This window comes from Microcoleus sp. T2B6 (assembly GCF_036700475.1).
Taxonomy (GTDB): Bacteria; Cyanobacteriota; Cyanobacteriia; order Cyanobacteriales; family Microcoleaceae; genus Microcoleus.
On sequence record NZ_JAUBOZ010000020.1, the window covers coordinates 17,272 to 43,893 of the forward strand.

The following is a 26,622-nucleotide window of genomic DNA, read 5'->3' on the forward strand; positions in this document are numbered from 1 at the left end:
AACAATATTTGAAGCTGTTAAATTGTGAATCAAGGTGCTATTCCCGATGAGAGTCCGAGAAATTTACTAGAGCAATTGCTCCTGCAAGATGCTAAGGCTGGTAATTGTAGAGCAATTCAGGGCGGGCCTGACGATATACTAGGGGATGTTTCCAGATTAGTGGCCCTCTATGGAGGTAATCCCGAAGACTGGTACAAAATAACGAGCATTCAGGCTTTTACAATTAATGGAGCTTCCGTACAAATACACTGGTTTGAAAATGCAAAAATTTTGCAACAAGTTGAATTAAAGTTTAAACGACAATATCCTAAAATAGCACCTAAGAATTTATAGGTAGACAAGTTATGATTGTTCGCTGTATTGCTAATACTGGGGAAGTTCTGCCGGAAAATTATATTGATCCGGCAAGAGGTTATACTAAAAAGGTTGAATTGCCGTTGACTGTTGGCAAGGAATATGTTGTTTATGCAATCCGCTCGTGGCAGGGAAGAGTTTGGTACTATATTTGTGATGATAATTACAGCTATTATCCCATACAGACTCCGGCACCGCTGTTTGAAGTAGTTGATAACCGAGTTTCTAAGTATTGGCAGTTTATGCTTGACCCGAATGGGGTGTTAAGGTTTGCTTTTGAGCAGTGGTTTACTGACCCTTGTTTTTATGATAAGCTAACGGATCAGGAAGAGGCGGAGATTGAGATTTTTGAGAAGGTTAAGGAATTAATGGATGCTGAGGATTTTGCTTTCCCTCCGCTGGATGTTGCAGTTGAGAAGTTGCGGGAAACTGTCAGTATTTGAGTGGAAAAGTGCTATTCTAGCAAATTATTTGTTTACCACCTTGACTCACATACCTTCAAATGGTATCAAATAGGAAGTAGCATAATTTTGGAAAAAAAATGGACGACCAACTTGAATCCAATAAAAACTATGAGATACTAGACGGCGATGATGTTTTGTTATTCGATAAAGCTACTTTTCTGGTACGCAGTTTTGCAGAGGTAATCACTAGCAAGTTTATTGAGATACTTGATCTTATTGCAATAAGGGAATCTCGCCAGAAATCAATAATTAATTGGATGAAAGAGCTACGGATTAACGACGAAATAATAATTAGTGGAGGGGAGATAGACTGGAACTCCCCTCAAGAAGGAATAGATTGTCAAGTTCTAAAAATTGGTTCTAAGGGTTGGCAAAAAGGAAAGCTTCAAATAAAAGTTAATGAAAATTTCCATGCGGGGGAAACGCAGGTATGTATAAAGTTTTGTCCTGATGAACCAGCAAAGCAAAAATCCCCTCTAGATGATATCAGACAATCCGAGGAATACAAAAAACTGAGCAATAATAACTGACAACCCGATCGCGATTACAATACAATAATCATCGCACCTATATCTGAATCTTAGATTTTCAACCGCAGATGAGGGCAGATGTACGCGGATGAACGCTGATGTTGTTTGGGATGGACTAATGACAAATATAGAAGAATATGTCGATCGCACTGCTGAACTGATAAACTTACCGTTAGACCCGGAACATCGTCCAGGCGTTGTGGTAAACTTCGAGAGAATAGCTGCGATCGCCCGACTCGTTACTGAATTCCCCTTACCTCCCGAAGTAGAAGTCGCGCCGGTGTTTGAACCTTAGATTTTTAACCGCAGATGAGGGCAGATGAACGCAGATGAACGCAGAAGTTTTTTAGATAAGGCGGATGCGGTTGCTACGGCAGCGGCTGTTAAATGTGGTAAGGTTACGGCTACAGAGGCGGTAAGTGCTGCTTTGGAACGGATTGCTGTTAAGGATAAAGCTTTTAATTGCTTTACTGCAATCACTGCATCAAGCGCACTCGCAGCAGCCGAAAATATAGATAATTCCATAGCAAATAACCAAAACCCAGGCCCTTTAGCAGGCGTTCCCTTCGCTGTTAAAAACCTGTTCGACATCGGCGGAATTACTACCCTAGCAGGGTCAAAAATCAACGCTGACAATCCTCCGGCTACCCAGGACGCGGCTGTGGTCGCCCGACTAAAACAAGCCGGGGCTGTGCTTGTAGGTACTCTCAACATGGATGAGTACGCCTACGGTTTCGTCACGGAAAACAGCCACTACGGGCCGACTCGCAATCCCCGCGATACTACGCGCATCGCCGGCGGTTCCAGTGGCGGTTCCGCAGCAGCAGTCGCCGCCGGTTTTGTACCCATCACCCTCGGTTCTGATACTAACGGTTCCATCCGCGTACCGGCTGCTTTGTGTGGTGTCTTTGGGTTTAAGCCTACTTACGGCCGTTTGTCCAGGGCTGGCGCTTATTTATTTTCGAGTAGTTTGGATTGTGTGGGGCCGTTTGGGCGATCGATCAGAGATATGGCGCTGCTGTACGATATCCTGCAAGGCCCTGATTCTCGTGACCCAGTTTGCACTCAACGCCCGCCAGAACTTTGTTCGCCGCAGTTAAATCAAGGCATCGAAGGATTGCGAATTGCTGTTGCTGAGGGGTATTTCGCCACAGGGGCCGAACCGGAAGCAATGGATGCTGTAGAAATAGTTGCTAAAGCCTTGACAAATGTCTTGGATTGTGGTATTAGCACAGAAAAAACAACAAACCCCCCAAAAATAGGGGGGCTTGCGACTGTCAGCATACCGGAATCCGATCGCGCCAGGGCTGCTGCATTTATCATTACCGCCTGCGAGGGCGGAAACTTGCATTTAGATAATTTACGATCGCGCCCTCAAGACTTCGATCCTGCCACCCGCGATCGCTTTTTAGCGGGAACCCTGATCCCTGCGACTTGGTACTTGCAAGCGCAGAGATTCAGACAGTGGTACCGCGATCGAATTCGCGAAATATTCCAACAAACAGACATCATCCTCGCACCCGCAACCCCGATAGCTGCCCCTGAAATTGGCGTCGAGAAAATGGTAATAGCCGGACAAGAAATCTTAGTGCGTCCCAATCTCGGACTGTTCACCCAACCCCTATCATTTATTGGCTTGCCCGTTCTTTCCGTGCCCGTACAGCGGCCCGGCGCTTTGCCCTTGGGGGTACAAATTATTGGTGCTCCCTACAGCGAAGCGGTGATTCTCCGAGTCGCTGCGGTACTAGAATCGCAAGGCATTATATCTGCCGAATCAATTTAGTGCTAATAATTCTAGGGCTTGTTATTGCGGTGAAAGCGTCTCTTAGTCCTTCTGGCAATAGCTTTGCGCTTCTGCTTTTCCAACGGGGTTTCAAAGTGGCGGTGCTTTCTCATGTCGGGGAAAATACCCGCTTTAGAAACTTGTCGCTTAAACCGTCGCAGGGCTGACTCAATCCCTTCATTTTCGCCTATTACAACTTGGGTCATTATTTCTCCTTTTGTTCGTTAGATCAAGTTTTATCATATCAAGGTTTTTGGCCGCGCGACCTGTTGAAGGTCGCGCGATCGCCCAAAACCCCAAAATTATAGCAAATCCGCTGCCATTACCGCTCTTGATTATTTAGTCTGCGCCAGCCGACTTTGTATGTGGACGCGCGAATTATATTCCCCCAGTTCCATCGGTTTGGGCTACCAACTGATTTTCCTGCCGCAGGTAAGCTTGAATAAACGGCTCTAATTCGCCGTTCATCACATCTTCGATGGCGGTTGTTTCCACTCCAGTACGCAAATCCTTGACCATTTGGTATGGGTGAAAAACATAATTGCGAATTTGGTTGCCCCAAGCTGCCTCCACCATATCGCCGCGAATCTCGGCAATTTCCGAAGCCCGCTGTTCCTTAGCAACCACCAACAGTCTAGCCTTGAGTAATGCCAGAGCTTTTTCCTTATTTTGCAACTGACTGCGTTCTTCCGTGCAGCGGACGGCCAAACCAGTAGGAATGTGAACGATGCGGACTGCGGTTTCTACCTTGTTAACGTTTTGCCCGCCCTTGCCGCCGGCGCGGGAGGTCGTGATTTCCAAATCTTTTTCTGGAATGTCCAACTTGACGGATCGATCGAGAACTGGCATCACTTCAACGCCTGCAAAACTGGTTTGGCGCTTGTCGTTAGCGTTAAAAGGCGAAATTCTGACCAAGCGGTGAGTGCCTTTTTCCGATCGCATATAACCGTAAGCGTAGCGGCCGACAATTTCCAAAGAAGCCGATTTAACACCTGCTTCCTCTCCCTCGGAAATTTCCATTAAATGTACTTTGTAACCTTGACTTTCCCCCCAGCGGGTATACATCCGCAGCAGCATTTCGGCCCAATCTTGAGCATCTGTGCCGCCGGCCCCGGCGTTAATCGTCAAAACGGCGCCGCCTTCATCGTAGGGCCCAGATAGTAATTGTTGCAGTTCCCACTGGTCGAGTTCGCGGGTTAACCGAGAAAGACTCGATGAGGCTTCTTGGAACAGGGACTCGTCGGCTTCTAACTCCAGCAGTTCTAAAATTGCTTTAGCATCTGCCAAGCTCGTTTGCCAGCCGCGATATTGGTCTAAATGAGATTTGAAGTCATTAAGTTCTTGGAGGGTTTCTTGAGCTCGATCTTGGTCGTCCCAAAATGCTGGTTGGGCGCAGATTTGCTCTAAGTCTTGAATTTTGGCTGTGAGTGCGGGGATGTCAAAGATAGTCCTGGGTTGCACCCAGTCGATCGGACAAAGTTTCGATATTGTGTTTGATGTCTAGAACTTCCACTGTTAGTTCTCCGGCGTTGTGGGGTGTATTTTTGAGTTTAGCTGAAATTTTGCTCTAAATGTGCAAATCAATTTTTCAGTAGCACACCAGCTTTGATAAATGAGTCAAGTTTGCCGTCGAGCACCTCGGCGACGGCTGTTGTTTGGATTCCTGTACGCAGATCCCAAACTTTGCCCTGGTTCGCGCTGTCGCTGGCAAATTGATATTCCCGAATTGGTTGGTTAAGGACTGTTTTTAGGATCTCGCCCTGAATATCTGCAAGCTGTTGAACTCCTTGTCTTTGCATAATAGCAAACAGTTTGCTGGTGAGAACCGCCAAAGCCTTTTTTCTATTTTGCAATCGACTCCGCTCCTCCCCAGATATTGCAGAAATACCAGTAGGAACATGAACAATCCTCACCCAACTTTCGAGTGGGTCACTACTCTTCAGGTTGCTACGAGGCAAGATTATTAATTCTAAATCCTGCTGTGGAATCTCCAGTTGTACATCCATTGGCACAACTTCCACCGTCGCTGAACTCGCCTGCTTTCTGGTAATATTAAAAGGCGATGTACGTTTCAGTAGATGCACTCCGGTTTCTGACTTTAGATAGCCGTAAGCGTAACGTCCCTCTATTGCCAAAGTTAGAGAATTAACTCCTCCTCTTACCAAAATTGCAGAATTAATGTCTAGATACTCCAATAGGGAACCTTCAACATCCGCAACTTTATAGCCTCGGTTTTCTCCCCAACGATAATACATTCTCCGCAACATTTCTGCCCAGTCTTGAGCATCTAGGTCATCTATTGCTGCATTAATTATGAGGTAGGCTCGATTTTTGTCGCAAGGCCCGCTCAAGGATTGCTCTAATTCACACTCTTCGAGAGAGCGGTTGAGTTGAGCTAAATTAGTTTGAAGTTCTTGCTCTAATTCCTCGTCTGCTTGAAATTCGAGTAACTCCAGTGCTGCTGTAGCATCTGCCAAAATTGTTTGGCTCTGGTGGAGTTTTGCCTGGTAGGATTGGAGTGCGTCTAGTTCTTGGAGTAGCCGTTCGCCTGTATTGATGCTGTTGCCCGATTTCGGCTGTGCTGCTAGCTGTTGTAACTTTTGGCTCTCGGCGGTTAATGCTGAGCTAAAGACAGTCTTGTAGACCCGTTAGGCGATCGGACAATGTTTTGATGTTGTGTTTGATGTGTAGAATTTCCACGGTTAGTTCTCCGGGGTTGTGGGCTGTATTTTTGAGTTTAGCAGAAATTTCGACATTTCAGCAATTAATCCGTGTATCCGTGTCCAAATCCGTGTTCTTCCTTCTTAGATATACTGCGAACCTGTTGAATTGAAAGTTTTACCGCATTCGTGAGCGCATACGTCCAACCTTTTAGAACAGGAAAAACTTTTTGTGAGGTCTTCGCGAAACCAATCTCTTGCGATCGCATCTTTCACCGATTGAGTTCTGAGAGAATTAAAGCCATTTCCGTACTTTTCAATTAAAGCCAGCATTTGCGGTCTGTAAGTGTGGTTATAAACAGCGTATTTAGTATGGCTTACCCAACAGCAAGGCCAGAGTTCCGCTTCAAAACTGATGAAAATCTCTTTGCTGGCTTGAGTTTGACAGCTAATTTCTACATTTCGGTAGTAATTGTTTAGGCTACCAAATTTTTCTACAGCTTGGATAAATTGGTCTCCCTGGGGATTTTTATATTGTTCCAACGATGGGGGTTGAAGTTCTTCGGTGGCTGGCTTTGATGGGACAGAAGGATTTGGTTCTGGTGCTTGAGAGGTTTCGATAGCTATAGCTTGATACCAAGCATAATTGGCTTTTTCTGGTTGCCCCAACTGCGTCAACACTTTAGCTAAATTGCGATAAGCTCCGGCAAAATTGGGTTTAAGCTCGATCGCCTTTTGGTAATAAGCACTAGCTGGCTGCCACTGTTGCTGTTGAGCATAAAGACTGCCGACATTAGCATAAACTTCGGGAAAATCAGGCTTAATTTTGAGGGCCTTGGCGTAACAGTCTGCTGCTGCTTGCATCTTCCCCAAACCTTGAACAGCATTGCCTAAAGTTTTCCAGGCGGCTGCAAAATTAGGTTGAATTTTTAGGGCTTGTTGGCTGGCTGCGATCGCCTCTGAGAGCTGTCCTTGTCTCAAACAGTCCTCAGCTTGTTTGTGCAACCCAACAGCGGTCTGTGTTTGATTTTGAGGGGCTGACGCATTAGTTGTTGCTGGTTGGTTTGGGCGATCGCCCTTAGCCTCTACCTGAGAGTTTTCTGCCTTCTGAGGCTGTTGATTTGCGGACTCTTTCTCATAGATCTCTTTCGCCACAAAACGAGAGGTTGCTTTCGGTACAAACTCGACAAATCCTAGTTGTTGGGCTAAATCCCGCGCTGCTTCTACTTGGTGCTGGTTGTGTTCAAAAATCAAGTAGTGCCATACAGCTTTTCCGCCAGCTTGGATGAAGGCATTAACCGACTGCATTATCCTGTCCCAGTTGGTATTTTGGCGGTAGATGCTGTTAGTATCTGCCAACCCGTCGATACTAAAAGTTACGCTGTCGTTTTCTCCTGTCATCGCCTTTGCCAGGGCTTGCCACCAGTCGGGATTGCGTCCGCTACCATTAGTATAAAGCCCGATTTGAGGAACTCCCATGCGGTGCAAATACTCGATCGCCGGAATTGTGGTATTGCTAGTCATAGCATCGCCGTAGTTGCCGCACATATACACCAAATCCAACTGAGAGCAAAACTCTTGTGGGAAAATTCTCTCAATATCCTCCATCTTTAATTCTGCCCCCGGCAAAATCGGGTTGTCGGTGCGGGGACACTGCGGGCAAGCTGCATTGCACCTGGAGGTAATTTCTACGCTGACTCTCCTGATATCTTCATATTTTAAGTACATGAGTTTTCCCCAATTAATTTGTGATTAATATTGAAATCGCGATCGACAGAATTAGATAACAAGACCTTTGATAGAGTGATTAAAAAGTAACATTATACTTCATGTCTGTCGCCTGCGGACATGATATAAGTTTTTTAAATAAGGGACAGAGGAGGCGATGACGACTATCTTGGTGGTAAATCTTAATCAAAAACCGCGGCCCGATGTCGATCGAGCCGCGGTTTTTTTAAGCTAAAGTTTCAATTAATCCCGGCCGTTGAGAGCAATCAGCAGGCGCAGAATGAAAATGAACAAGTTGATGTAGGTCAAGTACATCGACAGAGCGGCGGGCAGATACTGGTCGTCGCGGTAGGTGCGGGGTAATATGTAAAAATCGACGATCGCAGCGCCGGCAAATATAAACACGCCGATGCCAGAAATGCCAATTTCCAACCAGGTTGGGGTGTAGACGCCAAAGAGAGAGAGCAGAAACTGACCGCCAACGACGACTAACAAAGCAATCACACCTAAACTGATAGTTTTGGTGAGGGCCATGCCGTCTTGTTCAGAAAGGTTGGAGCCAATTTGGCGGGCGGCAATAAAGGTAATGCCGCAGCCGAGGGCTGCAAAAGCGATGCCGGAGATGCCGACGCCTTGGGTTCTGAGGGCTGTAAATACCAATCCGCTGAGGGTGTAGCCGGAAAGCAGGCTGTATGTTGCCAGCAGGGGTAAAGCGGTGTTTTTGTTGCCTTGTTCGGCGGCCCCACGGGCGACGAAGAATAGAATTAATTCTACGACGATCGCAGCGATGAATGTGGGGAAAAAGATCCCGGGATAGTTACGAATCACTCCGAGGCCGCCGTAGGTGCCGACAGCAGTTAAGACAAGTCCGCCGCCCACGAAGGGGAGAGCGTTGGAGATGACGTTGGGGCCTACTAGCGCGTGGTTTTTGGCCTCGCGCACGGCTTCGCGGAAATTGCTAGTGTTACTCACGAGGATTTACCTAATGTTGGCTGAGAATTGCTATCTCTATTTTGACAGCTTTACACTTTGTTTGCAAAACCTGAAAGAGTTTAAAGATTTGATAAAGAAGGGGGGTGAAATCACTCCCAAGCAGGGATCGATTGTTTATAATCGACTGCGTACAGGTATGTGTCGTGTCGCTGTCTCGCAGCGTTGCGCGTCGCGGCAAAGCTATAATTGAGGTTAAAGGGCCGGCGCTATCTGCGGCCAGGGGCCAGCTTAAAGTCTATCAGATCGCAGATAGCTGAAGTCAATCAATTTTGGATTGGGGATTTACGATTGGAGATTAAGGAGTATATGCTAGAGACAGGGGCCACAGTTGATTTTAGGTTTTTGATTTGCGACTTAGTTGAAACTAGGGGCCAGAAACTTCAATAATCTAAAATCTAAAATCTAAAATCTAAAATCTAAAATCTAAAATCGGTTCCGTTAATGGCTAAGGTAGCTTAGACAGAGGATACCCGGAAAATTAATGAATAGATCGAGTTCTATCGACAAACTGCTAAATAGGTAATGTCCAATGACCACATTTTTTGAGCGCAAATTATTGCCACCTACAGCCGGGATTTTATTGGCTGCCGCCGCCGTTATCTCCGGCGGTCAAGCTGCCGTTGCAGCTAATTTCCGAGCCGTTTATACCGCTACTTCAGGGCAGGGTTCAGAATATTTGCTGCTGGCCCAGAATAGCGGTCAACTCCCCCAAGGTACAAATTCTTCCAGCCAGAACCAGGCAACGCCAAGCCGGGAGTCTCTCCCCGCCAGAATTCCTGAGCCTTCGACGGTGGTAGGGTTGGGTTTAGTTGCGGGTTCGCTGGCGCTGACTCGCCGGAGAGTGAGAGTTAAAAATTAGACTTTGGGCAAAAAGTCTAATTTTTGGATTTTTAACCGCAGATAAACGCGGATAAACGCAGATAAATCCGGGTATCAGGATTTTAGCCGATCGCGTCGCGCAGAGCATTTTTAGTCATAGCTGCGATCGACTGTTCGGTAGCTTTCGGCAAGTGATAGTATTTCCCTCCAGAAGTCTTGGCCAATTCCTTCGCAAAGCCAGTCGAAATAAACTTGCTCTCGGTATCAATCACCAGCAACTGCATTCCCAACCCACGAATTTTGGCAGCAATTTCTAACAATTCCTTTTTAATATCAGGCTTTTCTCCCTCTACAATCGGTTCGCCCAAAGAACGAGCCAAAGGAATATTACCGCGTCCGTCAGTAATGGCGACAATCGCAACTTGACCGATATCTCCAGACTGCCGCGCGTTGACTCCCACCCGCACTGCTTGAGTCAAACCGTGGGCCAGGGGAGAACCGCCACCGCAGGGCAAACGTTCCAAACGCTTGCGGGCTAAGGCTATGGAGCGAGTGGGCGGTAGCAGCACTTCTGCTTGTTCTCCGCGAAAGGGAATGAGAGCAACTTGGTCGCGGCTTTGATAAGCTTCTGTGAGTAGCTGCATGACTGCACCTTTGGCCGACTGCATTCGGTTGAGGGCCATCGAACCGGAGGCATCGACGACAAATACGACTAAAGCTCCAGCTTTTCTGGCCAAGCGCTTCGCCCGAATGTCTCCCTGTTCCACAAATACACGGCGTTCAACCCCCCCTTGCCCCCCCTTGCTAAGGGGGGGTTGACTCGCCTGTTGCCCCCCGTTACTAAGGGGGGGTTGACTCGCCTGTTGCCCCCCGTTACCAAGGGGGGGTTGACTCGCCTGTTGCCCCCCGTTACCAAGGGGGGGTTGACTCGCCTGTTGCCCCCCCTTACTAAGGGGGGGTTGGGGGGGGTTAGAATTCCTGTCGCGACGGGCTTTTTGGTAAGGTGCGGCGGCTCGGAGGGTAGCGTCAACGGCGATGCGGCGGACGGGGCCTTTGGGTAAGACTGGCTTGACGTAACGGCCTCTATCTTCGGAGAAAATGGTGCTGCGGCTGCCCGATTTGCCTTGTTTGTTGGCGGATTGTTGGGCGAATAAAAGCACGCTGGGGTCGAGAATTACGCCTTCGGGGTCGAAGAGAAATTCTTCGGGAATGGTATCTTTTTCTGGTTCTTCTTCAGGTTCCGGGTTGTCTTCATCCTCTTGGTCTTCTTCGTCTTCTTGCTCGTTTTCGGGTTCGTCTTGTTCTTGTTCTGACTGCTTTTGGGGAGGCGGTGGAGGGGGAGGAGGAGGAGAGTTTTCGTCTGGGGGAGTTTGGATGATGGTGGCGCGGGGTACGATGACTAATTCTACGGCGCGGCGCAGGTCTTCGGCGTTAACTTCTGTGCGTCCTTCGATGGCGGCGGCGGCTTTGGCGACGCGGACTGCGAATATTTCGGCGCGGTGTCCTTGAACGCCACCCCGGATGGCTTCTTCTACTAGGTAGGCAATTTGTTCGCGTTTAATGCTGACATCTTTGAGCCATTCTCTGGCTAGGATGATTTGGGTTTTGAGGTTGTCGGTATCTTCGGCGTATTGATTGAGAAATTCTTGGGGGGAGCTGGAGTAGGATAAAGCTTGTTCTACTGCATAGACTCTTTCTTCTAGTTCGAGTGCTGCGTCGGCTGAAAGTACGATCGCGATGCGATCGAGCAAATGTTCTCTCAGCGGCCCTTCTTCGGGGTTGTAGGTGGCGATAAATAGAGGTTTGCAGGGGTGTTGAAAGCTAATGCCTTCGCGCTCTATTTGGTTGCGCCCTTCGGTTAATACTGTTAGCAATTGGTTGGAAATGTTGTCGTCGAGGAGGTTGATTTCGTCAACATAAAGTACGCCTCGATTTGCTTGGGCCAAGAGTCCTGGTTGAAATACGGTTTGGCCGAATTTTACTGATTGTTCGACATCGACGGAACCTAAAAGTCTGTCTTCGGTGACACCCAAAGGAATTTGAATGAATGGTGTGGGAATTATTTCAGTATTTAAGGAATTAGTATCGGTGGTGTGGGCATTTTGCCCGCCATTTTCTGGTAACAACCCTGATGCCTGTTCGGCAATAATTTCATTAGGTTCGGCGTTGCAAAAAGAATTTTTAACAATTTCAATGGGTGGCAGTAATGAGTGTAAGGCGCGGGCCATTACTGATTTTGCTGTGCCGCGGCGGCCTGCGATCGCAACTCCTCCCAATCCGGGATCGACTGCTGCTAACAGCAGGGCTAATTTGATTGCTTCTTGCCCGACTACGGCGGTGAGGGGAAAGGCTGTGGTGGAAGGGCTAAGGTTTGCTGCAGGCATAGGATTTTCGGATGTAAAAATTTGAACTTAATGTTTAGCTTACTTCTTGGAGGACTTTAACTTCTTGGGGCAGAATCACGGTAAAAGTTGAGCCAACTCCTATTTCTGATACTAGCTCGATTTTGCCTTGCAGCAGCGAGACGAGCCGCGATACTATTGCTAATCCCAGGCCTGTGCTTTCGGTGGGAAAGAGCTGTTTGCCTGCTTCTCCTGCTTGAAAGAAGGGGTCAAAGATGCGCTTTGTATCTTCGGGGGCGATGCCAATGCCGGTATCTGTAATTGCGATCGCCCAATTTGCTTCTCCAGCAGGGCGGCAACTTAATTCAATGCTACCAGATTCTGTATAGCGAATGGCATTGCTCACCAGGTTGATCAGAATTTGTTGCAGCCGCTGTCCGTCGGAGATTACTTGTGTTGGCCCGCAGTCGCTGGTAACAGCGAGCTTTAATCCTTTAGCATCAGCAATTGGCTGCATTATCTCTAGTACGGTGTTAATTACAGATTGTACATTAGTTCGCTGCAGGTTAAGTTTAATTTTTCCGGCATTGGCACGAGAAAGTTCTAGTGTGTCATTAATCATGCGAAGCAACTGTCTGCCGTTGCGTAATACTCGCTCGATGTGTTCGATGCCTGGGAGGGTATCTTTGATTTCAGATTGCCATTTTTCTTGGCGCAAAAACAGTTCGGAATAACCAATAATTGAGTTGAGAGGAGTTTTGAGTTCGTGAGCTAAATGGTAGACGTTTTCTTGATTGACGCTGACGAGGCGATTGAGCTCTTGATTGGTGAGTGTTAACTGAGTTTGGATTTGGTGAAGTTCCCGCATCCTCTGATCGACGTAGCTATTGAAACACTGGGCAATTGCTTCGTCTAGTACGGCATCTATCAGCCGAAAAGCTCTGAATACGTCTGCGACGCTTCCTGCTAGCAATTCGGCTTCTAAGTGGGAGAATATTACTTGACGCAATAAATGGTATTCGCGGGCTACTTCTGCGGCGTCGTAGCCTTGTTCGGCTCTGAGAAATCCGTGATCTAAACTGGCTTCAATTATTAGTTTTATTTCGCTGTTTTGATATTGGGAAAGCACTGTGACCATCGCCGCCAGCAGGTGAGGTATGTGATTTTCGATTGCTGAGTGCGGTAAGGCGTCAGCGGTTTCAATTTTCCGATCCTGACGAACTGCTTCAATCCAGTTTTTGACGATAGTATCGGTTTTGTCGGCGAGCACTTGGCTGTAGTCCATGATGTCTGCGTGGGGGTTGAGTTTGGCAGAGATTGCCTATGCTTCATTGTAGTTGAGCGATCGCCAGAGCGCCATACCAAACTTCGGGCGATCGCGACCCTGCCAAAAGAAGTAGTTTTGAGGTGATTTTTTCCCTGTGCCGGATCTCTCTCTAGGGGTCGATCCCAGCGTGTTGCTACGATAATCAGCCCTTCAACCTATTGACAGAAGAGCCATAAAGTAGTACATTGCCTCACACTAATAGTTTTTAATTTTAAGTATTAAATTGTTCAGGGGAATAAATGGAAAACGTACAAGCTGTGATTGCTGCAACAACATTTATATGTGTAATTTTCTTAATAATTACAGAATGGATACACCTAACAGTTGCGGCATTTCTGGGAGCAGTGATTCTGGTTTTTACCCACGTGATGACGTTAAACAACGCGATCGAATATATCGGTCGGAGTCACGCCACGCTGGGCTTATTCTTCGGAGTCATGGTAATGGTGAGAGCCTTTGAGCCTACCAAAGTATTTGAATACTTGGCAACTCAAATTGTGCTTTTGGCTAAAGGCAAAGGCAAAAATCTCTTGCTGGGTGTTGTCGCGATTACTACGCCAATTTGTGCAGTTTTGCCCAATGCCACGACAGTCATGCTGCTAGCACCATTAATTCCGCCAATGGCAGAAGAAGTAGGTGTAGATTTTGTGCCGTTACTGATTTTAATGGTATTTGTGGCTAACAGTTCGGGACTGCTGACAATCGTGGGCGATCCGGCGACATTCATTGTCGGCGATGCTATTAACATGAGCTTTGCAGATTACCTGCTAAAGTTAAGTTTGGGCGGGGCGATCGCAGTAGGAGTGATAGTAGTTATGTTGCCTTGGCTGTTCCGCGAAATTTGGCACAAGAACTTAGACGATTTGGAACATTTGCCCCACCCGAAAATCAATCACCCGCGAGTTTTAGTAGTAGGCGGCTTAATTATAGCTTTCGTGCTGACTTTTTTTGTAATAGGAGAGTCTCTGCCCGTGCCTATTTCACCGGCAGCCGTTGCTTTGTTGGGGGCTGCTTTGGCAATGCTTTTAGCTCACCATTCCCAAATTGATTCTGTTAATAATATTTTGCGTGATTTAGATTGGAGCACGCTGCTATTTTTTATGTCTATCTTTGTGCTGATTGGCGGTTTGGAAAAAACCGGAGTCATCGCCAGTATATCTGGAATATTAGCAGTGATTTTAGGTAAGAATATTTTTCTGGGATCTTTAGTTTTGTTATTTTTTGTGGGTTTGATGTCCAGTGTGGTGCCAAATATTCCGCTGGTAGTGGCGATGGTGCCGCTGCTAAAACAGTATGTTGTCAATGTCGGGCTTGCACCGGCAGAAGTGCTGGCGCCGGATTTTGCAGGGCAGTTTCCACCTGCTGTGCTGCCGCTGTTTTATGCGATGATGTATGGAGCAACTTTAGGCGGAAATGGCACTTTGGTAGGAGCTTCTTCTAATATAGTGGCGGCGGGAATTTCTGAACAGCACGGACGCCGGATTTCTTTTCAAACTTTTCTGCGTTACGGGCTTCCTGTGATGGCGGTGCAATTGGTGGCTGCGGCTGTTTATGTAACTATTCGGTTTCTGATTTAAAGAAGTCATTAGTCATTAGTCATTAGTTATTAGTCATTAGTTATTAGTTATTAGTCAGTTGTCAGTTGTCAGTTGTCAGTTGTCAGTTGTCAGTTGTCAGTTGTCAGTTGTCAGTCAACAGTTAACAGTCAACAGTTAACAGTCAACAGTCAACAGTCAACAGTTAACAGTAATCTAAACTCCATCCAATTCTAAGGGGAAAATTACAGTGAAGGAGGTGCCAACTCCTACTTCAGAAACTAATTCGATTTTACCTTGCAAGAGGTTGACTAATCGAGCGACAATTGCTAGCCCTAAGCCGGTACTGTCAGGCATCACAGAACCCAGGGAGTTGTTGGCCCGAACAAATGGCTGAAAAATCCGATCGCAGTCTTCTGAAGCAATGCCAATGCCTGTATCGGTGATGCAGATACTCCAATGTTGGTCTGGCAATAATTCGGTTTTTATGGTAATATTACCAGCTTGAGTGTAGCGAATGGCGTTGCTCACCAAGTTGGTGATAATTTGCTGCAAGCGCAAGTAATCTGTCATAACTTGATCGAGAACTGGATCGCACTCAAGGGCGATCTCTAAATTTTTGGCTTTCGCCAAAGGCTCGATTATTTCGACAACAGTGCCGATCGCCGATCGCACATTTGTAGCACTTAGCTGCAAATTTATGCGTCCCGTGTCGTACCGCGAGATTTCGAGAGTATCGTTAATTAATCTAAGTAATAGTCTGCCGTTGTTGAGGACTTTATCAATATGTGCCAAATTGGGAGCCGAATCTTTAACTCTAGGATTGTTTATTTGGCGCAAAAACAATTGTGAGTAGCCAATAATAGAGGTGAGGGGGGTTTTCAATTCGTGAGCTAAGTGAGATATATTCTCTTGACTGGCGCGAAGTAAGCGACTCAGCTCTTGATTTGTAAGTTGCAATTGGTTTTGCAACTCCTGTAGTTCTTGGAATCTTGCCTGGGTATAGGTTTGAAAACAGTCAGCAATTGCTTCGTCGAGGGCAGTGTCAATTAAGCGATAAGCTCGGTTCACTTCAGCGGCTGAGCCTTTTAGCAATTCTGGTTCTAAAGCATCGAAAATTACCCTCCGCAGCAAGCGGTATTCCCGCGCAATTTCTTCGGCATCGTAGCCTTGCCCGGCCCTGACAGTCCCGTGGTCTAAACTTTCTTGTATAACTGCCCGAAAGTCGCTGTCTTCTGATTCTGACAGCATAGTTACGATCGCTTGCAGTACGATGGGAAGGCTGTCGCGCACGGAATCGTAGGTGAGTTGCTTGGCGGTGCCGATTTCCTCGTCGCTCCGAACAGCTTCGATCCAGTTTTCGGTAATTATATCAATTTTATCTTGTAGCGCGAGGCTAAAATCTCTCATGGCTTTTATATAAATCAAGTAAGCGATCGTAATTTTATATTTCTAGATTACTTTAATCATTAGCTTTTTGAATTTTCTCTCAACTTTTGGCCTCTGTCGCACTCACATAGCTACTCCCAAAGACCTATTGACAATATAATACGCTCGTGCTAGCTTATGTTAAATTGGCTTAAAACGTCAAGCCTAATCCAGCGCTGCGGAATCAAACCAAGCGTGTGGCTGGAGCGGAGGAACCAATTTTCGGGGCGAATCTCTACAGAATTAAAAAGCAAAGTTAAAAAGTGCCAAATTAGAGTGTAATTTTTGATTTTGAAATCTAACGAGAAGGACATCTCTCAGTCCTAGCCCGTCAGCTAACTTCGCAGGCATTGAGAAGAGACTGAAAAGCCAAATGTTCTGAAAAAGATTGTTTGGCTTCGTCAGTGTCTCAGGTTGGTATTGTTCAAGATTCTTGTACCTGCCCTGACTCTGAAGGAGATAGAAATGTTCATACAGCTTAATTTATCTGCGATCGCACTTGCAGGAGTTGCAACGTGGAAGAAGGTCAAACCCGTTGTCATCCGAGATGCTGTTTTGTTACCTGCTGCAGGTTTTTTGGGAATTCTTGGCTTGTGGTGGATTGTTGCCAGCTTCAACAGCGATTTGATTCCCACTCCCTATCAGGCGTTAATCGCTAATTTAGATTACATATTGCATCCATTTTATCAGCGCGGGCCGGGAGATTTAGGCATTGGCTGGCTGCTGCTAGCGAGTTTGCGACGGGTGTTGGTGGGATTTTTCCTGGGTGCAGCAGTGGCGATTCCCGTGGGATTTCTCATCGGGATGTCGAAACCGGCAATGATGGCGCTCAATCCGCTGATTCAAATCTTCAAACCGGTGTCCCCGCTAGCTTGGCTGCCCATAGCTTTATCGATTTTTAATTTAGCAGAGCCGTCGGCAATTTTTGTCATATTCATCACGTCTTTGTGGCCGACAATTATCAACACAGCTTTGGGAGTTTCTAGCGTTTCCAAGGATTATCTGGATGTGGCGCAAGTGTTGGAAATGCCGCGCTGGAGGCGGATTACCAAAATAATTTGGCCGGCGAGTTTGCCATACATTTTTACAGGTTTGCGGATTAGTTTGGGGATTGCTTGGCTGGTGATTGTTGCGGTGGAAATGCTGACAGGCGGTGTGGGAATTGGCTTTTTTGTCTGGGATGAGTGGAGCCGTTTGAACCTGAGTTCGGTATTTTTAGCGGTGTTTGTAATTGGCATAACTGGATTGTTGCTCGATGCTGCTGTTGACAAAATTCAGGAATTAGTAACGCATCGAGCAGTCAGCAGTCATTAGTCATTAGTCATTAGTCATTAGTCAGCAGCGAACAGTTAACTATCAAGTGTCAACTGTAAGGTGCGTCGCTCATGGATGGTCGATTTTTGTTTGTGATGGTTGGTGGCGACGCACCCTACAACTACAACTTCAAATCTAAAATCTAAAATCTAAAATCTAAAATTGTATGAGTGACAAGTTTTCCAATGAATGGAAGCGCCGCGAGTTTTTGCAAGGGATGGGAATGGCGGCGGCGGGAATGGCTTTATCTGGTTGTGCAATTAGCGCGGATCGATCGGCAAAAGGACTCACAGAAGAAGCCTCAGCCGTAAAGCCGGTTGTCGATTACCGAACCTTAGAAAAACCCGATTTAACCGTAGGATACGTGCCGGTTAACGATTGTGCACCATTTGCGATCGCCTGGAAAAAAGGCTTTTTCCGCAAATACGGTTTAAACGTCCAACTCAACCGCGAAGCAAGCTGGGCAACCTCCCGCGACGGCGTAATCTTCGGCCGCCTCGACGCCTCCCCAGTCGTATCCGGCGCCGTCACAAACGCCCGAGTTGGCGCTGAAGGAGCGCGGCACGCACCCCTGTGCGCGGCAATGACAATTCACCGCCACGGCAACGCCATGACGATGAACAAAGCTATGTGGGATTTCGGTTTGCGCCCGTGGAACGAATACAACGGCAATTTGGAAGAATTTGGCAAACAATTTCGAGCTTTTTTTGACAGTCAGCCGTCGGAAAAAAGGGTTTGGGCAGTGGTTCTGAGTTCTGCGATTTACGAATACTTTGTCCGCTACATATCGGCGGCTGCGGGTGTCGATCCGTTGAAAGAATTTCGGGTAATTATTGTGCCGCCGCCGCAGATGGTAACGAACATCAGGATTGGCGCAATGCAGGCTTATATGGTGGCCGAACCTTGGAATACGCGGGCAATTCAAGGCAATTTGGGAGTGGGTTTTACCTTCGTGCAAGGCAAGGAAGTTTGGCAGGGACATCCCGATCGCCTTTTGGGAGTAATGGAATCATTCATTGAGGAAAATCCGAAGACTTATTACTCGCTGGTTAAGGCAATGGTGGAAGCTTGTCAGTATTGCAGCAAGCCGGAAAATCGCAGTGAAATATCGGCGCTGCTAACTGAGCGATCGTTTACGGGGGCGAAACCGAAAAAAGGGGCGATCGACAAATTTACGCGGCCGGCAATTGTTGGCGACTACAACTATGGAGGGTTTGACGAAAAAGACCGCACCCTACAATCGGAAGATGCAACTATTTTCTATGACATTCCTAAGAATTTGCCTCAAATAGCGGGAAATCATTCAACATTTATGTGGCAGTCTCAGAGTATTTGGTTGATGACTCAAGCCGCTCGCTGGGGACAGATTAAGGAAGTGCCAAAAAATGCTGAGGAATTAGCTAAAAAAGCTTGGAGAACCGACATTTACCGCAAGATTGTTGCCGAAATGGGGATCGATTGTCCGAAGGAGGATTACCAAGTGGAACCTGCAGAACTTTTCATTGATAAAAAGGCCTTTGATCCAAGCGATCCGGTGGGTTATTTGAATAGTTTTGAAATTCGAGCAAACCGCCCTCAGTCTTTTTTTCAGTCTTAATGTTTGAGATGTTGCGCTTTTCCTAATGTCCCGCCAGGGAATTTATTCCCTGGCTAATAGCTAAAGTCGGTTGAAACCGACTGCCCAATTTTAGGATTTAGGCAATAGCAAGAAAATTCCATTAACACTTTACTACTTTTTAGGAGAATACCATGACTCAATACTTTTCTACTTCTATCGAAGCCAGCAACCAAGTCAAGAAGCAGCCGGAATTTCTGGAAATTAACAATTTGTTCAAGTCGTATAAAAATGCGGACGGTAGCGAATTTAGCGTTTTGGACAATATCAATTTAAGTATTGGAGAAAACGAATTTATTTCGGTAATCGGTCACTCTGGGTGTGGCAAATCAACGCTGCTAAAAATAGTGGCTGGTTTGGAAAAACAGAGCAGGGGAATGGTGACACTGGAAGGAAAAGAAATTCGCAAACCTGGAGCCGATCGCATGATGGTATTTCAGCACTACGGATTGCTGCCTTGGCTGACGGTGCGGGAAAATATTCGGCTGGCAGTTGATGAAGTTTTGCAAAGTCTTAGCCGCCCGGAGAAGATTAGTCTTGTCAACGAACATCTAGCAATGGTAAACTTAACGGCAGCAGCCGATAAATATCCAGACGAAATTTCAGGGGGCATGAAACAGCGGGTTGGGATTGCGCGAGCTTTGGCGATTCGACCTAAAATGTTATTAATGGACGAACCGTTTGGAGCGCTGGATGCTCTGACTCGCGGCAAGTTGCAGAAACAGGTGCTGGACATCTGGGAAAATCACAGACAAGCTGCAATGATGATTACTCACGATGTGGATGAAGCTATCTATATGTCCGATCGCATTGTACTGATGACAAACGGCCCGGCTGCGACGATAGGTGAAATTTTGTCAGTGCCGTTTGCGCGCCCGCGCGATCGCCAAGAGTTGCGGGAATCCCAGGAGTATTACGAACTCCGCAACTATGCTTTGAATTTTCTCGATCGCTATTTTACCCAAGACGAATAACGCCCGACGGACAGACCAAACAATTCACTTAAGAGAGGTCAAGCCTGTGAATCTCAAAACAATGTTAGCGCGTTTTGAAAGTGCATTGGGATATCAAAACTTAGCAGAAGAAATGGTGTTGCTGCCGGAGCCACAAGCGCAAGGTTCTAAGAAATCAAAAGTTACAAAACAGGCAAAAAGTATCAATTTTATTGTCGGTTACAACAGTTCTCCCAAAAGCCAAACAGCTCTGGACATTACCCTTTGGATGGCGCATCAAACTCGTTTAGTAACAACTAAAGAAGTCACGGTTCAAGTTGTCTACGTGATCGACGAAGCGCCCAAAAGTTACGGAGAAGATACTTGCAAAGTTGCTGTGGGAAATGCCTTGGCTGCCAAGCCGAAAGTGTCGGAGTTAGAGGAAGCATTTGCCCTTAACTGTGCAGCGCCTGCGATCGCTTTACCAACCGAAATCCCATCGATATCCCAGCAAAAAACTTGGATCGATCCGCATTATTTTCGAGAAATTTTTGGCCCAAAGAATGAGTACGAAGTAGCAGATAAGTTGCTGTGGCAAGCGCGCTGTTTGGCTGAGGAATGGCGCGGTTTATTCAAAGCTCATTTGCGAATCGGGCGGGTTGCTACAGAACTGAGAAATGTGGTTGAATTAGAATCAGCAAATTTACTGTTCTTGGGCTGCGATTCTGGCAACCATCGGCTGGTTAGGGAACTAGGCAATAATTTTCCGTGCTGCGTGCTCGGGATTCCTTCGGCACTCACCTATCACATGGATTTTCAGCCTGAAGAAAGTTTGAGCAAGTTGCAGTTTGCTACAGCTATGTCTGCACATTAAACTTGTTCAGCAGTTACGCAAAACTTCTATATGTAAGGTGTGCAGTGCACACCCTACCGCTATAAATTCGCGCGCCAAACCTTTTTTGCCTTAGTCCTATCTCGATGAAAAATTAAAAAGATTTTCCTCGATGGAAGTCCCAATTACGAGACAATTGGGGCTTTTTTTGATTGTTGATATTTTTAAAATTACAGTCAAGTAAAATTATCGGCACTTACCTAATCATAGATAATTCGTTAACTAATTTTATCTTTCCTCGGCACACAGAGCGCAGCAGGCGATCGATCGAGCGTTTGTCTTCCTCAGTCAAATTTTCGTCGAAAATAGCCGCCATCAAACCGTACCTATCGGCTAGAGTAATGTAGCCATTTTGATTCACTTCGGAAAACAGCTCGCCCAAAGCAGATGGAATCAGGTGGACAGGAGTTTGCATAGTAATTGACTCTTTACTCGACGATCGCGATCGGGCGTTTCTGCAACAACAAAAGGCGATCGCACTATCAAAATTTATAGCTGTATTGCCTTTAAAGGTGTGACAATAAACAGCCCAATTTGTGAAGTAAATCACATTTAAAACTTGCGAATTATGATAAAGCTTGCAGGTGCGTTTTAGGGAAGACCGAGCAACTGCAAACTTAATGTTTTCTAAAGATTATAAATCGGCACTTCCTCCACAGGTTCAGCTAACTCAAACTTAAACACCCGGGAATAGAAATAGAATTCGCCGTCAAGAGTTCTTTTGATATTTTCAGCGCGACGAAAACCGTGCTGTTCCCCTTCATAAGCCACATAAGCAACCGGCAAACCTTTAGCTTTCAATATCTCTACCATCATTTCCGCTTGATTGGGCGGAACCACTTTATCTTCTAATCCTTGAAAGAAGATAACGGGACAAGATAAACGTTCGGCGGAATGAATCGGCGAACGAGCTACATACAAATCTTTTCTTTCAGGATAAGGCCCGATTAATCCATCCAGATAGCGGGCTTCAAACTTGTGAGTATCCGTTGCCAAAGCTTCCAAATCGCTAACTCCATAATAGCTCGCACCGGCCTTAAACACATCGCGGAAAGTAAGAGCGCACAGAGTGGTGTACCCCCCTGCACTGCCTCCGGCGATCGCCATTCTTTCGCCATCAACTAAACCTTTCTGAGCTAAATATTTAGCACCGTTAGCGCAGTCGTCAACATCGACAATTCCCCAACTATCTTGCAGTCTTTTTCTGTATTCTCGGCCGTAACCAGTGCTGCCACCGTAATTAACATCGAGCACGGCAAAACCGCGACTCGTCCAATATTGAATTTTCAAATTCATGCTGCTAGAAGTAGCAGCAGTTGGGCCGCCGTGACTTTTCACAACTAACGGCGGTTTTTCGCCCGCAGGCGCTGCGAAATCTTGATTTTTCGGGGGATAGAAGAAACCGAAAGCAGTCAAATTGTTTTCCGTGGGGAATTCAATCGGTTCCGGTACAGAAAGATAACCAGAATTGATGCTTAAATTGCTCGATTTCCGCAAGATTTCTAGTTGACTTGTTGCTAAATTCAGTTGTACAATAGCACTAGATTCAGTCGGCGAACCTGCCAAAAAAACAACTGTTTCTCCCCGCCCTTTGATCGACGAAATATCAGTGTAAGGCGTTTCAATTGTTGTCAACTGCTTAGTCGTTAAATCAAGACTCGCTAAATACCACAGGCCTTGCTGAGTGTAGGTGCAAATAATTTTGCTTTCCGAGACAACGGCATAAGTAGACATTCCAAAAACCCACTGGGGAAGTCCGAATTCAGCCGCCATTTCGCACAAGCTGGTTTCTATCTCTGCTTCCCCCCTTACCAAGGGGGGATTGAGGGGGGTTCTAGATTGCCAGCGGTAGAAATTCCACCAGTTCGACTTGTCAGAAACAAAATACAAAACTCCATCGGGCGACCATTCCGGTTGAAAAATCGACTCATCAACCCCGCCAGCAACCAAGTATTTTTCACCTAAAGAACCGTCAGCATTAATTTCTGCTACCCACAATTCTGTGCCATCCCACGGCATATTTGGATGGTTCCAACAAATCCAGGAAAGTAGAGAACCGTCTGGACTTAAACGAGGGGAAGCATAAAAATCATTGCCCTGAGTTAAGATTTGAATATCTTCGCCGTTATCTAAATTAATGCTAACAATAGTATTGACAGGTTCGCCCTCACCTGCATAGTCTTCGCGCACGCAAATCAGGCGATTTCTCTGCTTGTCAACTATCGCATCTGCATAGCGATAATTAGCAGCAGGTGTCAGAGGTTGGGGTTGAGAATCTAATGCTTGAGAGTAAATACGTTGGTCGGCAAAATGAGAAAAATAGACAACACCGCCAGCCACTGCAAAGGAAGCGCCGCCGTATTCGTGAACGCGAGTGCGAACATTAAAAGGATGCGGTGTCACGTCGTTGATTGTACCGTCAGGAGTGCGCCGCACGAGGACGCTTCTCCCCGCTTCCGAAGGTCTTCCCTCAACCCAGTAAATATCATCGCCGTCAATAGCAATTTGTCCGAGTCCGACAGTTCCAGAAACAATTAAATCGGAAGAAATAGGTGATTTCCAAGAACCGTAAGGTGATACTGTATTCATATAGTTGAGGCAGTTGTGTTTCTCGCACAAAAAAATTAATATTTGTACTTTACACTAATTCAGTCACCGGGGAAGCAAAATGTCCAAAAAACTCGTACTAATGGATCACGACGGTGCAGTTGACGACTATCTCTCAGTTGTGTTGCTGATGACAATGGAGGAAGTCGAAACTCTGGGAGTAATTGTAACTCCTGCGGACTGCTACATTCAACCTGCGGTGAGTGCAACGCGCAAAATCCTCGATTTGATGGGGCGTTCAGAAGTTCCGGTGGCGGCGAGTACCGTGCGGGGACTCAACCCATTTCCGGTGTTATTTCGGCGAGATTCCTTTGCAGTCGATCGACTTCCCATTCTAAATGAAAAAGGAACCATTGACACGCCGTTAATATCAGAACCCGGACAAAACTTTATGGTGCGAGTTTTGCAAGATGCAGCCGCCCCAGTCACATTAATGGTAACGGGGCCGTTAACGACAGTAGCGCAAGCTTTAGATATAGCGCCAGAAATTGAAAGCAAAATTCAAGAAATTGTCTGGATGGGAGGCGCCCTCAATGTTATCGGCAATGTTAGCAAAGATATGGAACCCGGACAAGATATGTCGGCGGAATGGAATGCTTACTGGGACCCGATAGCAATCGAGAGAATTTGGCAAACGCAAATTCCCGTTGTCATGTGTCCTTTAGATATCACTAATAATGTACCGCTAACTGTAGAATTTTCCAATCTCTTAGCAAGACAGCGCAAATATCCAATTTCCGACTTAGCAGGACAGTGTTATGCCCTAGCAATATCTCAAGATTACTATTTTTGGGACATTTTGGCAACCGCTTATTTAGCGCATCCAGAATTTTACCAACTGCGAGAATGGGAAACTGAAATTGTGACCGAAGGCATCAGCCAAGGACGCACAAAAGTTAAAATAGGAGGGCGAAAAATTCAAGCAATGGATAAAGTAGACACAGCCAAATTTTACAAATACATATTACAACAGTGGGCGAAGTAAAAATCACAATATCTGCTATAACTGAGCAAAATCTCCGTACAAAACCCGCCCTGACACAAATATTCACATCCTCTCCTCTTCCCTCTCTTCCTCTGCGCCCTCTGCGCCCTCTGCGGTAAAAAAAACTCCTCTAAAAAATGCTGCCAATTATATCAATCATCCCCTTAGCCCAAACCCCTCCCGCACCTCAAGAAATCGTCCAAATCCAAGAAGTGCGACCCCTCCCCGGACAGTTAGACAACATACCAGTATTTAACAGCAACAGCCCCGAATTAGTGCTGCAAGAAGGAATTTTGCTTTCGACATTTCCCCCAGATGGTAAAAGATTTCCGGCGGCACATTTAAACTTTCCGTTTCAAGGACGTTTCGACATATTTGCCCACCACATAGCCCGCGCACCTTCCCCGGAAGATTTGCGAACATTGTATCAAGGAGTAATTGTTTACAATCCGGGCAATAAACCTGTAAAATTAGATATATTGCAAGCTGCGAGTTATCTCAGCCAACCCGATGCACCTTTCATTGAATTGCCGCCGCAAGTCGATAATTCAAACAGTAATATTTACGCAGGGCCGGGAAGTCGCGCTGTGAATGATATTCTCAGAGGAAGGAGACAGTCTGACTTTGAGCCGCAGTTAATTATTCCACCGGGAAAAAGCCAATTGTTGATGAATCATGCGATACCGGTGCGGGGATTGGTACCGCCGCTAAACGGTCGATCGACCTTGATGCGGTTGCGGAGCGATGGTATAGTCTATGTTGCCAGTCTGGCGATGTTTGCCCGAGTTGATGCACAGGGAAACGGACAGGGAAACGAGCGATCGCCCAATATAGCAGAATGGCAAAACTTATTAGACAATGGTAATATAGCCGGGCCGCGCGATCGAACTCCCACACCGCCGGAAATCACCGAAGGTCAAGTAATTTACGGCCGAGTTGCCGGTGTAGCATTAGGTTCAGAATGGCGAGCACTTCTCTCAGACAACCCCGCCACATCAAACCTAGCAATTCCCCAACCCGGAACAGCATTTTCCTACCCATTAAGCAGCCTCCCGCGCGGAATGCTGGGTACAAATCAAGTGCAAAGTGCGAGAATGCTAGTCCGCTACCCAGATACAGCATACCGCGCCCACGGCAATTACGGAATTCAATACAGTCTCAGCTTGCCGCTGTACAATTCTACCAGCAAAAATCAAACTGTAACTGTCGCGATTCAAACTCCAATTAAAACAGACAAATTAACTTCAGGAGGACTTAGTTTTTTAGAACCTCCGGCACCTCAAACTTTTTTTAGGGGAACTGTCAGAGTGCGCTATACTGATGACAATAAAGTGCCTCAAACTCGGTACGTGCATTTAGTGCAGCGGCGGGGACAGCAGGGGGAACCTTTGGTAAAACTAGAGATGAAATCGGGAGAAAAGCGACTTGTAGATGTAGATTTTATTTATCCGCCCGATGCGTCGCCGCCGCAAGTTTTGACAGTGAAAACCCATTAAATTTGATCTGCTGCTACGGGTAGGCACAGGCCTACAAATACAATACGCACTTAACCAGATTTGATATTAGTTTCGCGTTGGGCTGCCTTGGTTTGTGTCTAGTCGGTATCGGCAAAAAAAAGATGAACTTCTCTAAAAAATTCTGGATAGTTGCTTGTTTTGTGTACGTTTTAATTCTTCTCAGTATTATGCTTTTAGCAGGTACGGGGAAATTAGTCAACTTTCCTCTAGCTCATCCGCCTTATGACAAACTCGGCCACTTTATTTTGTACGGAATAGCATCTTTTTTGTGCCATAGAGCAAGTGGCAAAAAAAATATGAATTTGTTTAATTATTCAATTCCTTTCGGGCCCGCAATTTTTACTATTTTCACTGCTGCGGAAGAAATGCTGCAAGCGATTTTACCCAATCGTACTGCTAGTATTGAAGATTTTTTATTTAGTTTTGGCGGGATTGCAATTTTTTATTGGATTGGAGAAGTTTGGGATAGAAAAAAAGGGCATTGATGATATAGAAGGCAGAAGGCAGAAGGCAGAAGGCAGAAGGAAGTTCGGCAACGGATTCTGTAACGGATGTAACGGATGTCAGGAAGAAGGAAGTTCGGCAACGGATTCTGTAACGGATGTAACGGATGTCAGGAAGAAGGAAAAAGGAAGTTTGTAGGGTGTGCAATGCACATCAGTTGACGAGTGTCAGCAAATTTTTTTACTGGTGACTCTGCCCGCACGGGTCAAGAGATATGTGCAGCATAAACGGGAGCAACTGTCAATAGGCTGGCTGCTGCTGTCGCAGTTAAAAATTGATTTTTTTTGAACTTG

Annotated in this window: 25 protein-coding genes and 1 riboswitch; of the genes, 15 read left to right on the forward strand and 10 right to left on the reverse strand. The window is 46.3% G+C overall.

What is annotated here, in order from left to right:
* The first annotated feature begins 24 nt into the window (after positions 1-24).
* The 5 genes from QUA00_RS11545 to QUA00_RS11565 all read left to right on the forward strand — a co-directional run bounded on the left by QUA00_RS11545 (position 25) and on the right by QUA00_RS11565 (position 3,131).
* A complete protein-coding gene (locus tag QUA00_RS11545) occupies positions 25-333 on the forward strand; it encodes a hypothetical protein (protein ID WP_333306990.1) in 309 nt (102 codons plus the stop codon).
* Positions 334-344: 11 nt separating this feature from the next.
* Positions 345-797: a hypothetical protein gene (locus QUA00_RS11550; protein ID WP_333306988.1), complete on the forward strand. Its 453-nt coding sequence runs from the start codon at positions 345-347 to the stop codon at positions 795-797.
* A 98-nt stretch (positions 798-895) separates the two neighbouring features.
* Positions 896-1,348: a KGK domain-containing protein gene (locus QUA00_RS11555; RefSeq protein WP_333306986.1), complete on the forward strand. Its 453-nt coding sequence runs from the start codon at positions 896-898 to the stop codon at positions 1,346-1,348.
* A gap of 118 nt (positions 1,349-1,466) precedes the next feature.
* Positions 1,467-1,643: a DUF4089 domain-containing protein gene (locus QUA00_RS11560; protein WP_333123882.1), complete on the forward strand. Its 177-nt coding sequence runs from the start codon at positions 1,467-1,469 to the stop codon at positions 1,641-1,643.
* 24 nt (positions 1,644-1,667) lie between these two features.
* A complete protein-coding gene (locus QUA00_RS11565) occupies positions 1,668-3,131 on the forward strand; it encodes an AtzE family amidohydrolase (RefSeq protein WP_333409693.1) in 1,464 nt (487 codons plus the stop codon).
* Between the two features lie 11 nt (positions 3,132-3,142).
* Here the strand turns inward: QUA00_RS11565 and rpsU are convergent, their stop codons facing one another.
* From rpsU to QUA00_RS11590, 5 genes are all read right to left on the reverse strand, one after another.
* Positions 3,143-3,337: a 30S ribosomal protein S21 gene (rpsU, locus tag QUA00_RS11570; protein ID WP_006632476.1), complete on the reverse strand. Its 195-nt coding sequence runs from the start codon at positions 3,335-3,337 to the stop codon at positions 3,143-3,145.
* Between the two features lie 172 nt (positions 3,338-3,509).
* Positions 3,510-4,644 (reverse strand): peptide chain release factor 2 gene (gene prfB, locus QUA00_RS11575; RefSeq protein ID WP_333409695.1). Its coding sequence is split into 2 segments (ribosomal slippage): positions 3,510-4,571 and positions 4,573-4,644, totalling 1,134 coding nucleotides; the frame shifts between segments, so codons are not numbered across the junction.
* 67 nt (positions 4,645-4,711) lie between these two features.
* Positions 4,712-5,831 (reverse strand): PCRF domain-containing protein gene (locus QUA00_RS11580; protein WP_445305740.1). Its coding sequence is split into 2 segments (ribosomal slippage): positions 4,712-5,759 and positions 5,758-5,831, totalling 1,122 coding nucleotides; the frame shifts between segments, so codons are not numbered across the junction.
* A gap of 104 nt (positions 5,832-5,935) precedes the next feature.
* Positions 5,936-7,519 carry a tetratricopeptide repeat protein gene (locus tag QUA00_RS11585; RefSeq protein WP_333409696.1) on the reverse strand — a complete coding sequence of 528 codons (1,584 nt, stop codon included), beginning with the start codon at positions 7,517-7,519 and terminating at the stop codon, positions 5,936-5,938.
* Positions 7,520-7,762: 243 nt separating this feature from the next.
* Positions 7,763-8,491, reverse strand: coding sequence for a Bax inhibitor-1 family protein (locus QUA00_RS11590; protein ID WP_333105777.1), 729 nt, complete (start codon positions 8,489-8,491; stop codon positions 7,763-7,765).
* Between the two features lie 550 nt (positions 8,492-9,041).
* Here QUA00_RS11590 and QUA00_RS11595 point away from each other — a divergent pair.
* Positions 9,042-9,371: a PEP-CTERM sorting domain-containing protein gene (locus tag QUA00_RS11595; RefSeq protein WP_333105776.1), complete on the forward strand. Its 330-nt coding sequence runs from the start codon at positions 9,042-9,044 to the stop codon at positions 9,369-9,371.
* An 82-nt stretch (positions 9,372-9,453) separates the two neighbouring features.
* On the opposite strand, the gene QUA00_RS11600 is transcribed toward QUA00_RS11595, so the two are convergent.
* Both QUA00_RS11600 and QUA00_RS11605 read right to left on the reverse strand, forming a co-directional pair.
* Positions 9,454-11,715: a VWA domain-containing protein gene (locus QUA00_RS11600; protein ID WP_333409697.1), complete on the reverse strand. Its 2,262-nt coding sequence runs from the start codon at positions 11,713-11,715 to the stop codon at positions 9,454-9,456.
* 34 nt (positions 11,716-11,749) lie between these two features.
* Positions 11,750-12,958 carry a HAMP domain-containing sensor histidine kinase gene (locus tag QUA00_RS11605; protein ID WP_333409699.1) on the reverse strand — a complete coding sequence of 403 codons (1,209 nt, stop codon included), beginning with the start codon at positions 12,956-12,958 and terminating at the stop codon, positions 11,750-11,752.
* A gap of 281 nt (positions 12,959-13,239) precedes the next feature.
* On the opposite strand from QUA00_RS11605, the gene QUA00_RS11610 reads away from it, so the two are divergent.
* Complete coding sequence (locus QUA00_RS11610; protein ID WP_333142133.1) at positions 13,240-14,577, forward strand: ArsB/NhaD family transporter; 1,338 nt, start codon at positions 13,240-13,242, stop codon at positions 14,575-14,577.
* A gap of 174 nt (positions 14,578-14,751) precedes the next feature.
* Here QUA00_RS11610 and QUA00_RS11615 read toward each other — a convergent pair whose 3' ends face one another.
* Complete coding sequence (locus QUA00_RS11615) at positions 14,752-15,945, reverse strand: sensor histidine kinase (RefSeq protein WP_333409700.1); 1,194 nt, start codon at positions 15,943-15,945, stop codon at positions 14,752-14,754.
* A gap of 170 nt (positions 15,946-16,115) precedes the next feature.
* A riboswitch (cyclic di-AMP (ydaO/yuaA leader) is annotated at positions 16,116-16,328 on the forward strand.
* A 100-nt stretch (positions 16,329-16,428) separates the two neighbouring features.
* Between QUA00_RS11615 and ntrB the strand changes: the two genes are divergently transcribed.
* The 4 genes from ntrB to QUA00_RS11635 all read left to right on the forward strand — a co-directional run bounded on the left by ntrB (position 16,429) and on the right by QUA00_RS11635 (position 20,698).
* Positions 16,429-17,277 carry a nitrate ABC transporter permease gene (gene ntrB / locus QUA00_RS11620; RefSeq protein ID WP_333409701.1) on the forward strand — a complete coding sequence of 283 codons (849 nt, stop codon included), beginning with the start codon at positions 16,429-16,431 and terminating at the stop codon, positions 17,275-17,277.
* 166 nt (positions 17,278-17,443) lie between these two features.
* Positions 17,444-18,874, forward strand: coding sequence for an ABC transporter substrate-binding protein (locus QUA00_RS11625; protein ID WP_333409702.1), 1,431 nt, complete (start codon positions 17,444-17,446; stop codon positions 18,872-18,874).
* Between the two features lie 152 nt (positions 18,875-19,026).
* A complete protein-coding gene (locus QUA00_RS11630) occupies positions 19,027-19,866 on the forward strand; it encodes a nitrate ABC transporter ATP-binding protein (protein WP_333409704.1) in 840 nt (279 codons plus the stop codon).
* 46 nt (positions 19,867-19,912) lie between these two features.
* Entirely contained in the window at positions 19,913-20,698 is a 786-nt protein-coding gene (locus QUA00_RS11635) for a universal stress protein (RefSeq protein ID WP_333409705.1), read from the forward strand.
* A 214-nt stretch (positions 20,699-20,912) separates the two neighbouring features.
* On the opposite strand, the gene QUA00_RS11640 is transcribed toward QUA00_RS11635, so the two are convergent.
* Complete coding sequence (locus QUA00_RS11640) at positions 20,913-21,131, reverse strand: hypothetical protein (protein WP_333409747.1); 219 nt, start codon at positions 21,129-21,131, stop codon at positions 20,913-20,915.
* 212 nt (positions 21,132-21,343) lie between these two features.
* Positions 21,344-23,305 carry a S9 family peptidase gene (locus QUA00_RS11645; RefSeq protein WP_333409707.1) on the reverse strand — a complete coding sequence of 654 codons (1,962 nt, stop codon included), beginning with the start codon at positions 23,303-23,305 and terminating at the stop codon, positions 21,344-21,346.
* A gap of 79 nt (positions 23,306-23,384) precedes the next feature.
* On the opposite strand from QUA00_RS11645, the gene QUA00_RS11650 reads away from it, so the two are divergent.
* From QUA00_RS11650 to QUA00_RS11665, 4 genes are all read left to right on the forward strand, one after another.
* A complete protein-coding gene (locus tag QUA00_RS11650; protein WP_333409709.1) occupies positions 23,385-24,308 on the forward strand; it encodes a nucleoside hydrolase in 924 nt (307 codons plus the stop codon).
* Between the two features lie 137 nt (positions 24,309-24,445).
* Positions 24,446-25,804 carry a DUF3370 domain-containing protein gene (locus QUA00_RS11655; protein WP_333409710.1) on the forward strand — a complete coding sequence of 453 codons (1,359 nt, stop codon included), beginning with the start codon at positions 24,446-24,448 and terminating at the stop codon, positions 25,802-25,804.
* A 122-nt stretch (positions 25,805-25,926) separates the two neighbouring features.
* A complete protein-coding gene (locus QUA00_RS11660) occupies positions 25,927-26,310 on the forward strand; it encodes a VanZ family protein (RefSeq protein WP_333142142.1) in 384 nt (127 codons plus the stop codon).
* Positions 26,276-26,467 (forward strand): hypothetical protein, encoded by a 192-nt coding sequence (locus tag QUA00_RS11665; RefSeq protein WP_333306970.1) that lies wholly within the window; start codon positions 26,276-26,278, stop codon positions 26,465-26,467. The genes QUA00_RS11660 and QUA00_RS11665 overlap by 35 nt, the downstream gene beginning before the upstream one ends.
* Positions 26,468-26,622: the final 155 nt, after the last annotated feature.

What these genes read in the sequence shown, in the direction of transcription:
- QUA00_RS11615 (WP_333409700.1), bottom strand. Translation starts at nt 15,945, where the DNA reads ATGAGAGATTTTAGCCTCGCGCTACAAGATAAAATTGATATAATTACC.
- QUA00_RS11600 (WP_333409697.1), bottom strand. Translation starts at nt 11,715, where the DNA reads ATGCCTGCAGCAAACCTTAGCCCTTCCACCACAGCCTTTCCCCTCACC.
- QUA00_RS11605 (WP_333409699.1), bottom strand. Translation starts at nt 12,958, where the DNA reads ATGGACTACAGCCAAGTGCTCGCCGACAAAACCGATACTATCGTCAAA.
- QUA00_RS11630 (WP_333409704.1), top strand. Translation starts at nt 19,027, where the DNA reads ATGACTCAATACTTTTCTACTTCTATCGAAGCCAGCAACCAAGTCAAG.
- QUA00_RS11640 (WP_333409747.1), bottom strand. Translation starts at nt 21,131, where the DNA reads ATGCAAACTCCTGTCCACCTGATTCCATCTGCTTTGGGCGAGCTGTTT.
- QUA00_RS11625 (WP_333409702.1), top strand. Translation starts at nt 17,444, where the DNA reads ATGAGTGACAAGTTTTCCAATGAATGGAAGCGCCGCGAGTTTTTGCAA.
- QUA00_RS11645 (WP_333409707.1), bottom strand. Translation starts at nt 23,305, where the DNA reads ATGAATACAGTATCACCTTACGGTTCTTGGAAATCACCTATTTCTTCC.
- ntrB (WP_333409701.1), top strand. Translation starts at nt 16,429, where the DNA reads ATGTTCATACAGCTTAATTTATCTGCGATCGCACTTGCAGGAGTTGCA.
- QUA00_RS11550 (WP_333306988.1), top strand. Translation starts at nt 345, where the DNA reads ATGATTGTTCGCTGTATTGCTAATACTGGGGAAGTTCTGCCGGAAAAT.
- rpsU (WP_006632476.1), bottom strand. Translation starts at nt 3,337, where the DNA reads ATGACCCAAGTTGTAATAGGCGAAAATGAAGGGATTGAGTCAGCCCTG.
- QUA00_RS11610 (WP_333142133.1), top strand. Translation starts at nt 13,240, where the DNA reads ATGGAAAACGTACAAGCTGTGATTGCTGCAACAACATTTATATGTGTA.
- QUA00_RS11650 (WP_333409709.1), top strand. Translation starts at nt 23,385, where the DNA reads ATGTCCAAAAAACTCGTACTAATGGATCACGACGGTGCAGTTGACGAC.
- QUA00_RS11655 (WP_333409710.1), top strand. Translation starts at nt 24,446, where the DNA reads ATGCTGCCAATTATATCAATCATCCCCTTAGCCCAAACCCCTCCCGCA.
- QUA00_RS11595 (WP_333105776.1), top strand. Translation starts at nt 9,042, where the DNA reads ATGACCACATTTTTTGAGCGCAAATTATTGCCACCTACAGCCGGGATT.
- QUA00_RS11585 (WP_333409696.1), bottom strand. Translation starts at nt 7,519, where the DNA reads ATGTACTTAAAATATGAAGATATCAGGAGAGTCAGCGTAGAAATTACC.
- QUA00_RS11555 (WP_333306986.1), top strand. Translation starts at nt 896, where the DNA reads ATGGACGACCAACTTGAATCCAATAAAAACTATGAGATACTAGACGGC.
- QUA00_RS11560 (WP_333123882.1), top strand. Translation starts at nt 1,467, where the DNA reads ATGACAAATATAGAAGAATATGTCGATCGCACTGCTGAACTGATAAAC.
- QUA00_RS11660 (WP_333142142.1), top strand. Translation starts at nt 25,927, where the DNA reads ATGAACTTCTCTAAAAAATTCTGGATAGTTGCTTGTTTTGTGTACGTT.
- QUA00_RS11565 (WP_333409693.1), top strand. Translation starts at nt 1,668, where the DNA reads ATGAACGCAGATGAACGCAGAAGTTTTTTAGATAAGGCGGATGCGGTT.